This is a genomic window from Streptomyces vinaceus (assembly GCF_008704935.1).
Taxonomy (GTDB): Bacteria; Actinomycetota; Actinomycetes; order Streptomycetales; family Streptomycetaceae; genus Streptomyces; species Streptomyces vinaceus.
In genome coordinates, this window is sequence record NZ_CP023692.1 from 1,318,678 (window position 1) to 1,330,822 (window position 12,145).

11 protein-coding genes are annotated in these 12,145 nt (G+C 73.4%); 3 read left to right on the top strand and 8 right to left on the bottom strand.

What is annotated here, in order from left to right:
- The first annotated feature begins 166 nt into the window (after nt 1–166).
- A complete protein-coding gene (idi, locus tag CP980_RS05880; RefSeq protein ID WP_132759505.1) occupies nt 167–766 on the top strand; it encodes an isopentenyl-diphosphate Delta-isomerase in 600 nt (199 codons plus the stop codon).
- Nucleotides 767–779: 13 nt separating this feature from the next.
- Here idi and CP980_RS05885 read toward each other — a convergent pair whose 3' ends face one another.
- Nucleotides 780–1,271, bottom strand: coding sequence for an ATP-binding protein (locus CP980_RS05885; protein WP_229906892.1), 492 nt, complete (start codon nt 1,269–1,271; stop codon nt 780–782).
- Between the two features lie 383 nt (nt 1,272–1,654).
- On the opposite strand from CP980_RS05885, the gene CP980_RS05890 reads away from it, so the two are divergent.
- Nucleotides 1,655–2,446: an enoyl-CoA hydratase/isomerase family protein gene (locus tag CP980_RS05890; protein ID WP_132759503.1), complete on the top strand. Its 792-nt coding sequence runs from the start codon at nt 1,655–1,657 to the stop codon at nt 2,444–2,446.
- Here CP980_RS05890 and CP980_RS05895 read toward each other — a convergent pair.
- Both CP980_RS05895 and CP980_RS05900 read right to left on the bottom strand, forming a co-directional pair.
- Nucleotides 2,424–3,059: a DJ-1/PfpI family protein gene (locus CP980_RS05895; RefSeq protein ID WP_132759502.1), complete on the bottom strand. Its 636-nt coding sequence runs from the start codon at nt 3,057–3,059 to the stop codon at nt 2,424–2,426. The genes CP980_RS05890 and CP980_RS05895 overlap by 23 nt on opposite strands.
- A 40-nt stretch (nt 3,060–3,099) precedes the next feature.
- Nucleotides 3,100–4,071, bottom strand: a complete 972-nt coding sequence (locus tag CP980_RS05900) for a GlxA family transcriptional regulator (RefSeq protein ID WP_150492861.1) — start codon at nt 4,069–4,071, stop codon at nt 3,100–3,102.
- 92 nt (nt 4,072–4,163) lie between these two features.
- Between CP980_RS05900 and CP980_RS05905 the strand changes: the two genes are divergently transcribed.
- Complete coding sequence (locus tag CP980_RS05905) at nt 4,164–5,801, top strand: ABC-F family ATP-binding cassette domain-containing protein (RefSeq protein ID WP_150492863.1); 1,638 nt, start codon at nt 4,164–4,166, stop codon at nt 5,799–5,801.
- A gap of 42 nt (nt 5,802–5,843) precedes the next feature.
- On the opposite strand, the gene CP980_RS05910 is transcribed toward CP980_RS05905, so the two are convergent.
- The 5 genes from CP980_RS05910 to CP980_RS05930 all read right to left on the bottom strand — a co-directional run bounded on the left by CP980_RS05910 (nt 5,844) and on the right by CP980_RS05930 (nt 12,020).
- Nucleotides 5,844–6,614 carry an SDR family NAD(P)-dependent oxidoreductase gene (locus tag CP980_RS05910; protein WP_150492865.1) on the bottom strand — a complete coding sequence of 257 codons (771 nt, stop codon included), beginning with the start codon at nt 6,612–6,614 and terminating at the stop codon, nt 5,844–5,846.
- Nucleotides 6,615–6,621: 7 nt separating this feature from the next.
- A complete protein-coding gene (locus CP980_RS05915; RefSeq protein ID WP_150492867.1) occupies nt 6,622–7,845 on the bottom strand; it encodes an MAB_1171c family putative transporter in 1,224 nt (407 codons plus the stop codon).
- Nucleotides 7,832–8,335, bottom strand: coding sequence for a hypothetical protein (locus CP980_RS05920; protein WP_132759497.1), 504 nt, complete (start codon nt 8,333–8,335; stop codon nt 7,832–7,834). The genes CP980_RS05915 and CP980_RS05920 overlap by 14 nt, the downstream gene beginning before the upstream one ends.
- A gap of 247 nt (nt 8,336–8,582) precedes the next feature.
- Nucleotides 8,583–11,039, bottom strand: coding sequence for a Tex family protein (locus tag CP980_RS05925; protein ID WP_150492869.1), 2,457 nt, complete (start codon nt 11,037–11,039; stop codon nt 8,583–8,585).
- A gap of 117 nt (nt 11,040–11,156) precedes the next feature.
- Nucleotides 11,157–12,020 (bottom strand): SCO6745 family protein, encoded by an 864-nt coding sequence (locus tag CP980_RS05930; RefSeq protein ID WP_150492870.1) that lies wholly within the window; start codon nt 12,018–12,020, stop codon nt 11,157–11,159.
- Nucleotides 12,021–12,145 lie beyond the last annotated feature (125 nt).

Below are 12,145 nucleotides of genomic sequence, written 5' to 3' on the forward strand. Positions count from 1 at the left end.
ATCATCATTGACGATCTCGGCGAGATACCACAAACCCGGGGGGCGCGGCTGCCGCGGCGGCGCCGCTTACCACGCCGCACGGGCGGACATGCGCGGATGGCCGAAGTGGGGACAAGCCTCTTTTGTACGGCAGACTGAAGGCCGAAGTCCGAAGCGAAGGATGGGTATGCCGACCACACCAGCCACCGCCGCGAACACCGCGTCCCCCGGCACCGGCACTCAGGAACCGATCATGCTCGAACTGGTCGATGAGTCCGGCAACACCATCGGCACGGCGGAGAAGCTCTCCGCCCATCAGGCGCCCGGTCTGCTGCACCGGGCCTTCTCCGTGTTCCTCTTCGACGAGCAGGGCCGGCTGCTGCTCCAGCAGCGCGCCCTCGGGAAGTACCACTCCCCCGGCGTCTGGTCGAACACCTGCTGCGGTCACCCCTACCCCGGGGAGTCGCCCTTCGCGGCGGCGGCCCGGCGGACCCACGAGGAGCTGGGCCTGTCGCCCTCGCTGCTCGCGGAGGCGGGAACCGTGCGCTACAACCACCCGGACCCGGCGTCGGGCCTGGTGGAGCAGGAGTACAACCACCTCTTCGTGGGACTCGCGCAGTCGCGGCTGCGGCCCGATCCGGAGGAGGTCGGGGACACCGCGTTCGTGACCGCCGAGGAGCTGGCCGAGCGGCACGCCGAGGCGCCGTTCTCCGCCTGGTTCATGACCGTGCTCGACGCGGCCCGGCCCGCGATCCGGGAACTGACCGGAGATGCCGCGGGCTGGTAGCCCGTACGCCGGCTCAGCCCGTCGGCGCGGCGAGCGGCAGGGCCGCCCAGATGACCTTGCCGCCCGTCGAGGTGTGCTCGACGTCGCAGACCCCGCCGGACTCCCGCGTGACCTCGCGCACCAGGAGCAGTCCGCGTCCGCCGGTCTGACCGAAATCCGCCTCCAGCGCCTTGGGGCGGTACGGGTGGTTGTCCTCGACCGCCACCCGTACCCATTCCCGGCCGATGGCGACCTCGACCGCCACCTGGGGCGAGAGCAGGGCCGCGTGCCGGACCGAGTTCGTCACCAGTTCGGAGACGATCAGCAGCAGCGAGTACACCAGGTCCCGGTCGGCCGGGACGCCCTGGCGCCCGAGGAGGTCGCGCACGGCCCTGCGGGCCTGCGGAACGGATTCTTCTACAGCGGGCACGGTGAACCGCCACACGCCCTCGTACGCGAGGGGGTCGGCCGGGGCGGCCGCCGGCTCGCCCTCCTTGGCTGGCGGGACGCTCCCGCTGACATCCATCTTCCGGCCCCCGTCTTCACGCTCGATCGTCTCCACGCGTCAAGAGTGGGGAGCGGACAGGTCCGGACCGGACTCCTGACCAGAACTCAGCGTCAATCGGACGCTTTCTGACCGTTGGCGTATGACAGCGTCAGTTGTGCGACCGTTCCTGGCCTTCCGCGGGCCCCTTCCCGGCCGCGACGCCCGGATCGGCCGCGGCGGCGGATTCCGCCGGGAGCCCGTCTTCCCTGACCAAGCCCGCAATGCGCCGGGCGCCCGTGCCGGGAGGACGGGGCTCGGCCCCTCGAACAGCAGGACGGGCGAGGAGAAGGTTCCGATCACGTGGCGACCGCTGCACGGGCTCCTTGATCACAGGATCGGCCGGCCGGGATAGCATCCGGCGCATGGACGCAGCCCTCCTGCACACCGTCGCCGACGGGGTCGCCACGGTCGTCATCTCGCACCCCGCCAAGCGCAACGCTATGACCGCGGCGATGTGGCGGGCGCTCCCGGAGGTACTGGACGGGCTCGCGGCCGATCCGGCCGTCCGGGTGCTCGTCCTGACCGGGGCCGGGCCGACCTTCTGCGCGGGGGCGGACATCTCCTCGCTGACCGGGGACGAGGACCCGCAGGCGCTGGCCGTGGCGGCCGAGGAGGCCCTGGCGGCCTTCCCCGGGCCGACGCTCGCGGCGATCCGCGGGTTCTGCGTGGGCGGCGGCAGCCAGCTGGCGGCGGCCTGCGATCTGCGCTTCGCGGAGGAGGGGGCCTCCTTCGGGGTGACCCCGGCCAGGCTGGGCATCGTCTACCCCGCGTCCTCGACCCGCCGCCTGACCGCGCTCGTCGGCCCCGCGGTGGCCAAGTACCTCCTCTTCTCGGCGGAGTTGATCGACGCGGAGCACGCGCTGCGGGCCGGGTTCCTGAACGAGCTGCTGCCGGCCGGGCAGCTGGACAAGCGCGTGGCGGACTTCGCCCGCGTCCTGACCACCCGCTCGCAGCTGACACAGGCGGCGGCCAAGGAGTTCGCGAACGGGCGGACGGACCGGGACGCGTACTGGGCGGACCAGGCGGCCGCGAGCGGCGACACCGCGGAGGGTGTCGCCGCGTTCCTGGAGCGCCGTGCGCCCTCGTTCGACTGGACCGCCGCGCGGGCGACCGGACCCGCGAGCGCGCCCGCTACCGGGCGGCCGGCGGAGTGAGCGCGCGCAGCCGCGCCACGATCTCGGCCGGGGCCTTGTCGGGCGAGCCGGCGTCGTAGGGCGGCCGGGGGTCGTACTCGGTCATCAGCTGGACGGTCTGGGCGTACTCGTCGCCCGCGATCCGGCCGAGGAGGCCGATGCCCATGTCGATGCCGGAGGACACCCCGGCGGCGGTGACGTACTTCCCGTCGTACACGACGCGCTCACCGGTGGGCTCGGCTCCGAAGGCCGGCAGCCGGTCCAGGTAGAGCCAGTGGCTCGTGGCCCGGCGTCCCTTGAGCAGCCCGGCCGCGGCCAGCAGGAGCGAGCCGGTGCAGACCGAGGTGGTCCAGGTGGTGGTGGCGTCAACGGCGCGCAGCCAGTCGACGACGGCCGGGTTCTCCATCTCCAGCTCGGGGTGGGGTCCGCCGGGCACGATGACGATGTCGGGCCGGGTCACCTCGTCGAGCCCCTTGTCGGCGACGAGCGCGAGCGCCCCGTTGTCCGTCCGCACCGGCCCGGGCCGCTCCGAGACGAACACGACCTCGGCGCCCGCGAGCCGCCCCAGGGTGTCGAAGGGCCCGATGGCGTCGAGGGCGGTGAACCGGTCGTAGAGCAGGACTGCGATCTGCATGGTTCCTCCTGAGCGGTGGTCAGTGGTGGTCGGTGGCGGGCTACGGGTGGCCGGGGCCGAAGCGGCGCCGGTATTCGGCGGGGGGCTGGCCGAGGGTCTTCACGAAGGCCCGGCGCAGGGCCTCCGGGGTGCGGTAGCCGCAGGCGCGGGAGATCTGGGCCACGCCCTCCCCCGTGTCCTCCAGGAGGCGCCGCGCGTGTTCCACCCGGACGCGCTCCACGTAGCGGCCCGGGGTCACCCCCGTCTCCTGGTGGAAGGCGCGGGCGAAGTGGCGGGGGGAGAGCCTGGCGCGGGCCGCCAGGGCCTCCACGCTCAGGTCCTCGTCGGGATGCTCGGTGATCCACTGCTGCACCTCCCGCAGGGGGTCGCGCCGCGCGGTCTGCGCCGCGAGCTGCGCGCTGAACTGCGACTGGTTCCCGGGCCTGCGCAGGAACACCACCAGGTGCCGCGCGATGGCGAGCGCCGGCTCCCTCCCGTGGTCCTCCTCCACCAGGGCCAGCGCCAGGTCGATCCCCGCCGTGACCCCGGCCGAGGTGGCGACCGGGCCGTCCCGTACGTAGATCGGGTCCAGTTCGACGCGCACCCCCGGGTAGTCCCGGGCCATCCGCTCGCACGCGTACCAGTGCGTCGTGGCCCGCCGCCCGTTCAGGAGCCCGGCCTCGGCCAGCAGCAGCCCGCCCGTGCAGACGGACACCAGCCGCTCCGCGCCACCCCCGTACGCGCGCAGCCAGTCGGTGAGCCGGGGCTCGAAGTCCCCCCGGTACTGCCCGCCCGGCACCAGCAGGGTGGTGCCCGCCCCCGGCCGCGCGCCCTCCAGGTCCCCGTCCGGCACCAGCGTGAGCCCGCTGCTCGTCCGTACGGGCGCCCCACCGAGGGAGACCGTGCGGATCGTGTACCCGGAACCCGCCCGCCCCGGCAGGCGGCCGACCCCGGCGAACACCTCCACGGGCCCCGTCACGTCCAGGCTCTGCACGCCGTCGTAGAGGACGACGAGCACGTTTCGCAGCGACATGACCCCATGGTGTGACGCCCTGCCGATGGCCGCAATGACGGCTGTCCCACCTTTACGGCCATGCCCCGCAGCGCGGATAGGATCGACGGACCATGACTGCAACCCTCGTCGCCAAGAACCTCACCGCCGCGCACGGTGAGCGCACGCTCTTCTCCGAGCTCGACCTCGTCGTCGCCCCCGGCGACGTCATCGGCCTCGTCGGCGTCAACGGCGCCGGGAAGTCCACCCTGCTGCGCCTGCTGGCCGGCCTGGACACCCCCGAGACCGGTGAACTGCGACTCTCGCCGCCCGGCGCGGCCGTCGGCCACCTCCCCCAGGAGCCGGAGCGGCGCCCCGAAGAGTCCGTACGGGACTTCCTGGCCCGGCGCACGGGCGTCGCCGCCGCCCAGGCGGCACTGGACGCGGCGACCCAGGGCCTGGTCGACGGGACCCCGGGAGCCGACGACGCGTACGCGACGACCCTGGACCAGTGGCTGAACCTCGGCGGGGCCGACCTCGACGAGCGCGCCCAGGAGGTCGCCGACGAACTCGGGCTGGCGGTCGGGCTGGACCTGCCGATGACCGCGCTGTCCGGCGGCCAGGCGGCCCGCGCGGGCCTCGCCTCGCTGCTGCTCTCGCGCTACGACGTCTTCCTGCTGGACGAGCCGACCAACGACCTGGACCTGGCGGGCCTGGAGCGCCTGGAGCGGTTCGTGAAGGGCCTGCGCGCGGGGACGGTCGTCATCAGCCACGACCGCGAGTTCCTGGCCCGGACCGTCACCAAGGTCCTCGAACTCGACCTGGCGCAGCAGCAGATCAACCTCTACGGCGGCGACTACGACGCCTATCTGGAGGAGCGCGAGCGGGCCCGTACGCACGCCCGCGAGGAGTTCGACGAGTACGCGGGCAAGAAGGCGGCCCTGGAGGGCCGCGCCCAGATGCAGCGCAACTGGATGGACAAGGGCGTGCGCAACGCCCGCCGCAAGGCGAGCGACAACGACAAGATCGGCAAGAACCTGCGCGGCGAGTCCAGCGAGAAGCAGGCCGCCAAGGCCCGCCAGACGCAGCGCGCCATCGAGCGGCTCGAAGTCGTCGACGAGCCCCGCAAGGAGTGGGAGCTGCGCATGGAGATCGCGGCGGCGCCGCGCTCCGGCTCGGTCGTCGCCACCTTGAACGAGGCCTGCGTGCGGCGCGGGGACTTCGCCTTCGGCCCGGCCAGCCTGCAGATCGACTGGGCGGACCGGGTGGCGATCACCGGGGCCAACGGCGCGGGCAAGTCCACGCTGCTGGCCGTCCTCCTCGGGCGGCTGGTGCCCGACTCCGGTGCGGCCGCGCTCGGTTCGGGGGTGCTGGTCGGCGAGGTGGACCAGGCGCGCGGGCTCTTCCTCGGGGACGAGCCGCTGCTGGAGGCCTTCTGCGCGGCGGTCCCGGACACCGAGCCGGCCGAAGTGCGGACCCTGCTGGCCAAGTTCGGCCTGAAGGCGGCCCACGTACTGCGTCCGGCGGCCACGCTCTCGCCCGGCGAGCGCACCCGCGCGGCCCTGGCACTGCTCCAGGGCCGCGGGGTGAACCTGCTGGTGCTGGACGAGCCCACGAACCACCTGGACCTGCCGGCGATCGAGCAGCTGGAGTCGGCCCTGGACGCGTACGAGGGCACCCTGCTGCTCGTCACCCACGACCGCCGGATGCTGGACGCGGTGCACGTGACCCGCCGCCTTGAGGTCGCGGACGGCAAGGTCACCGAGCTCTAGCGGCTTCCCTCCGGCTCGCGCCGGCCCCGCCGGAGGCGGCCGTCACCGCTCGGGCGCACGCCGCTTGCGTGCGAGCCGGGCGGCGACGAAGCCGCGCGGCAGGTGCCGGACGGCGAGCGCGTACGCCTGGTAGCGCCGGCCGGTGATGCTCACCGGACGGCGCAGGGCCAGGTCCCGCAGGGCCTTGGCCACCACGGCCTCGGGCTCCAGCCACACCGCCTCGCGCAGGGAGCTGACGTCCATCCCGGCGCGCGCCTGGAACTCGGTGCGGGTGAAGCCCGGTACCACCGCCAGCACGCGGACCCCGTACGGCTCCATGTCCACCCGCAGGGATTCGCTGAACGCGGTGACCCAGGCCTTGGCGGCCCCGTACGTGCCGGTCGGCAGCAGTCCGGCCACCGAGGACACGTTGACCACCGCGCCCCGGCGGCGCTCGCGCAGCCCCGGCAGCAGGGCGTGGGTGAGCCGCAGCGGGACCTTCACCAGCAGGTCGAGCAGCCGCTCCTCGTCCTCGACCGGGCTGTACGGGAACGGCGCGGGCAGCCCGAAGCCCGCGTTGTTGACCAGGATGTCCACGGGCCGCTGCCGGTCGGCGAGCCGCTCGGCGACGGCCGCGCAGCCGTCCGCGTCCAGCAGGTCGGCGGGCAGCACCTCGCTGGCCGTACCGAACTCCCGGCCGAGCTCGCGGGCCACGGACTCCAGGCGCTCCTTGTCGCGGGCGACCAGGACGAGTTCGCAGCCCTTGGCCGCGAAGCCGCGGGCGAAGGCGGCGCCCAGTCCGGCACTGGCCCCGGTGATCAGAACGGTCGTCACGGGAGGGTCACTTCCTTACGGGGTGTGCGGGCGCTGCGGGGTCGGGGGGCAGCGGGGTGAAGTCCGTGGTCGACGGCGATCCGTAGGCCTGGGCCACGTCGACCAGGAAGCGGGCCTCGTCGTCGAGGTCGCCGCCCTCGGCGGAGGTCTGCATCGCGGCGGGCAGCTCCCAGGCCGCTTCCTCCCCCGGCTGCCCGGGCCGGCCGGCCAGCTTCGCCTGCCGCGCCTCCTTCAGTACGCAGGCCAGCGCGGCCGCGGTGCGCCGCTGCTCGGGGATCCCGTGCCCGGTGACATGGCTGCGGGCCAGTTCCGGGACGCCCGGGGCGACGTACTCGCCGAGGATCAGGATCGCGTCGCGGGTCTCGATCACCTTGCGGTACACGAGCAGGTTGCGCGGGACGGGGGGCCACAGCAGCTCCACGACGCGGCCGGCCCGCGGCTTGGTCAGGGCGACGTGCGGGACGGCCTGGACCAGGTCGTGCCACAGCGGCCACAGCCGCCAGGCGGTGGCGATGTCGGAGCCGGTGCGGCGCAGCGTGAACAGGGTGGGCACGAGGATCGCGGCGGCGCGCAGCAGTCCGTGCAGGTTCATCATCAGCGGCAGGGCGGGCATCGCCCAGGTGCTGGCGAACAGGGCCTTGAGCAGGTAGACGAACCAGAACAGGCCGGCGAGGGCGGTGCCGAGGCCGAACAGCCGCAGGCCGGCCGCGAGACCCCGGCTCTCGGTGCGGCGGCTGTAGCGCCAGCAGAGGGCGACGCAGGTGGTGTTGGCCAGCAGGTGCGCGGTGATCAGGAGCAGCCAGTAGGCGAGGGAGGGCACCGGGTCGCCCGTCGCCGGGATGGTGTGCGCGGTGTGCGCGGGGGCGGCGGTGTCCAGCACCACGAGGGTGGTCAGCCAGGCCGCCGTGCCCGTCCAGGAGGCGAGCTGGAGGATCCGGCCTCCGGTGGCGGCGGCGACGAAGTAGAGAACGGTGCCCGCCGACAGGACGCCGATGAGGTTGCGGACGAGGCCGACGGAGTGCGCGTAGTGCGGGTCGCGCATCGCGTACGTGACGACGTCGGGGAGGTTCAGGGTCATCGCGGCGGCCGCGGTGGCGACGGCCAGCCACAGGCCGCGCTGTTGGGGGGAGCGCAGGGCGGCCGGGGCGCGCAGCAGGACGGCCGCCCACAGGCAGACGACGCTGGGCACGGCGAGCGAGTCGCCGAAGGCGGTGAGGTCAGCGGCGTCCATGGCTCCCCCGCCCGTAGCCCATGGCGGATTCCAGCCAGGCGAGGGTGCCGCGGGGCGCGGAGGCCGACTGCGGGCAAGGGCCCGTCGTACGGATGCGGATCATGCTGGCCAGCATTTCCGCTTCCTGTTCCTGGCTGGTGGTGTAGTTGGTGCGCCCGAGGACGACTGGGACCTGGCCGTCGTTGTCCTCGGCCTCCAGGGAGTTGTGGCCGAACAGGATGTGCCCGAGCTCGTGGAGCACGATGTGCTCGCGGTGCAGCGCGGTGGTCTGGGCCTCGTAGAACACGAAGTCGACGCTGTCGGTGCCCACCCACAGCCCACAGACCCCGGACTCCGCGGCCTCCTTGGGCAGCGGGTGCAGATGGATGGGGCGACCCCGCTGCTCGGCGATCCGGTTGCACAGCCCTTCGATGGAGAAGGGATGCGTCAGCTCCAGATGGCCGAGAATCTTCTCGCACCGTTTACGGAGGCTGGGTTGCGAGTGGGGCATGTGATCCCTCTTCGGACCCTTTCGCGGGCAGCGTCGGTAGGCGTGCGTGGGCGTGGGCATGGCGTCCTGTGCCTTCAAGGCGGCCTCTGGGAGTGGGGTCCTGAGGGGAGAAACGGAAGCCCGTTCGCCACTCGGCGAACGGGCGTTCCACCATGCCTACAGATCTTGTACGGGACTTCGCAAGGTGTGTGCCCAGGTGGGGTGCCTATTCGGCCATCCCCGAAAAGCCCCTGCGGGCCCTTGCGCCTCAGCGCCCCCGGCGCTCCTCGGAGCCGCCGGTGAGGCCGGCCCGGCGCAGGGCGTCGGCCATCGCGCTGTTGGCGGGGGCCGGGGAGCCGCTGCCGCCCTGACCGCCCTGGCGCTGGCCGCCCTGGCGCTGTCCGCGTCCCTGACCGCGGTCCTGACCGCCCTGGCCACCGCCCTGGCCACCGCCCTGGCCCTGGCCGCCGCCGCGCTGCTGCGGGGGACGGCCGCCGCGTTGCTCCTGCCGGTCCTCGCGCTGGCGGGGAGCACCGCCCGCCGGGCGGTCGGCCTCGTCCTCCAGCCGCAGCGTCAGCGAGATCCGCTTGCGCGGGATGTCCACGTCCAGGACCTTCACGCGGACGATGTCGCCCGGCTTGACCACGTCCCGCGGGTCCTTGACGAAGTTCTTCGACAGCGCCGAGACGTGGGCCAGGCCGTCCTGGTGGACGCCGATGTCGATGAAAGCGCCGAAGGCCGCCACGTTCGTGACCACGCCCTCCAGGATCATCCCGGGTGCCAGGTCCCCGATCTTTTCGACACCCTCCTTGAAGGTGGCCGTCTTGAAGGCCGGCCGCGGGTCGCGGCCCGGCTTCTCCAGCTCGCGCAGGATGTCCGTGACGGTCGGCAGGCCGAAGGCCTCGGTGACGAACTGCTCCGGCCGCAGCGAGCGCAGCACGCCGGTGTTGCCGATGAGCGCCGCCACGTCACTGCCGGCGGTCTTGGCCATGCCCCGGACCAGGGGGTACGACTCGGGGTGCACGCTGGAGAAGTCCAGCGGGTCGTCGCCGCCGCGGATCCGCAGGAAGCCCGCGCACTGCTCGTACGCCTTCGGGCCGAGCCTGGCCACGTCCTTGAGGGCCTTGCGGCTGCGGAAGGGGCCGTTGTTGTCGCGGTGGGCCACGATGTTCTCGGCGAGGCCGCCGCTGATGCCGGACACCCGCGAGAGCAGCGGCGCGGAGGCGGTGTTGACGTCCACTCCGACGCCGTTCACACAGTCCTCGACCACGGCGTCGAGCGAGCGCGACAGCTTCACCTCGGAGAGGTCGTGCTGGTACTGGCCGACGCCGATCGACTTGGGGTCGATCTTGACGAGCTCGGCCAGCGGGTCCTGCAGGCGGCGGGCGATGGAGACGGCGCCGCGCAGCGACACGTCCATGTCCGGGAGTTCCTGCGAGGCGAAGGCCGAGGCCGAGTACACGGACGCGCCCGCCTCGGACACCATCACCTTGGTCAGCTTCAGCTCGGGGTGGCGGGCGATCAGGTCCCCGGCGAGCTTGTCGGTCTCGCGCGAGGCCGTGCCGTTGCCGATGGCGATCAGCTCGACCGCGTGCTCCTCGGCGAGGCGGGCCAGCTTGGCGAGGGACTCGTCCCACTTGTTGGCGGGCACGTGCGGGTAGATCACCTCGGTCGCGACGACCTTGCCGGTGGCGTCCACGACGGCGACCTTCACACCGGTGCGGAAGCCCGGGTCCAGGCCGAGCGTGGCCCGGGTGCCGGCCGGGGCGGCGAGCAGCAGGTCGCGCAGGTTGGCGGCGAAGACGCGTACGGCCTCGTCCTCGGCGGCGGCGCGCAGCCGCATCCGCAGGTCGATGCCGAGGTGCACCTGGATCTTCGTGCGCCAGGCCCAGCGGACGGTGTCGGCCAGCCACTTGTCACCGGGCCGGCCGCGGTCGCTGATGCCGAAGCGGCGGGCGACCATGCCCTCGTACGTGGACGGCCCGGGGGTCTCGCCCGGCTCCTCCGGTTCCAGGGTGAGGTCGAGGACGTCCTCCTTCTCGCCGCGCAGCATGGCGAGGACGCGGTGCGAGGGCAGCGCGGTGAAGGGCTCGGCGAAGTCGAAGTAGTCGGCGAACTTGGCGCCCGCCTCCTCCTTGCCCTCGCGGACCTTCGCGGCGAGCCGGCCGCGGCCCCACATGCGCTCGCGCAGCTCGCCGATCAGGTCGGCGTCCTCGCCGAAGCGCTCGGTCAGGATGGCGCGGGCGCCCTCCAGGGCGGCCGCCGGGTCGGCGACGCCCTTGTCGGCGTCGACGAACGCGGCCGCCGCGGCGGCAGGTTCCACCGACGGGTCGGCCAGCAGGCCGTCGGCGAGCGGCTCCAGGCCGGCCTCGCGGGCGATCTGCGCCTTGGTGCGCCGCTTGGGCTTGAACGGGAGGTAGATGTCCTCCAGCCGGGCCTTGGTGTCGGCCGCGTTGATCCGGGCCTCCAGCTCGGCGTCGAGCTTGCCCTGCTCCCGTACGGAGTCCAGGATCGCCGCGCGCCGGTCCTCCAGCTCGCGCAGATAGCGCAGGCGCTCCTCAAGGGTGCGCAGCTGGGCGTCGTCGAGCATCTCGGTCGCTTCCTTGCGGTAGCGCGCGATGAACGGCACGGTGGAGCCGCCGTCGAGCAGCTCGACGGCGGCCTTGACCTGCCGCTCCCGTACGCCGAGCTCCTCGGCGATCCTGCCTTCGATGGACATCGTCACGATCGGGTCCCGCCTGCCTTCGTTTGCACTGGAAGGCTGCCAATTGTGGCAGGTGGCGGTGACAGCGGCCGGGAGCCCCGCGCCCGGGCCCGTACCCGGGTCCGCGCCCGGCCCCCGTCAGGCCTTGCCGAAGGCGTCCGCGGGGAAGGCTCCGGCGGTGACGGCCCGGACGACGAATTGGCCGCCGAGGTCGGCGAGGCGGGCCAGGCCTTCGGCGCCGAGGTGTTCGTAGGGGGCGGCGTCGAGGCGGTCGGTGTCGGCTTCGAGGCGCTCGCGCACGGCCGCACCCTCCTCGGTGAGTTCGCCGTCGGCGTCGAGGAGCCCGCGCTCGCGCAGCCGGTCGGCGGCGGCGTCGAGGTCGGACTGCTCCCAGCCGCGGATGGCCTTGATCCACTTGGGGGTCATGCCGCGCCCGGTGGCGGTGTGGCTGACCAGGGCCTCCAGCGGGTCCAGACCGGCGAGCAGCAGGGCGGCGAGGTGGCCGTCGCCGCGGTGCTCGCGGAGCAGGGTGGTGGCGTGCCACAGGCGCAGGTGCGGCTCCTCGGGTACGGGGAGGTCGGCGTGGGCGGCGTAGAGGGGCCGGGCGTGCCGCGTACAGCCCTCGGCGGCGCGCAGGGCGAGGTCGGCCGCTTCGGCGAGGCCGGGGGAGGCGATGGCCTCCTCGCCGAGGAGCCGGCGCAGGGTGCTGTCGGCGGCGCGCAGCCGGGCCTCCAGGGCCTGTTCGGGGGTGATCGTGCCCCAGACGGCGGGCAGGTGCCGTGCGACGAAGTCGTGGCGGTAGTTGTAGAAGGTGGCGGTGACCGTGCCGGGCCCGACGGCGCCCATGGCGGCGGAGCGGGAGGCGAGGTTCACGGCGGGCCGCTCGGTGACCCCGAGGGCGGCGAACTCCTTGCCCAGGTCGGGAGAGAAGTAGATGGTCGCGTGCAGCGGGTTGATCGCCGCGTGCCAGCAATGACGGGCGGCGCGCTCAGGAATCGTCATGCCGGTCAGATTACCGACCGCTCAGTATGCCCGGTAGGCCGGTCCCGGCCGCATCCGGCCGCCGTTCGGTTCCGGCCTTCTTCCGCGCTCCCCGTACACCGGAGGAAGGGAGTCCGCGCACCCGA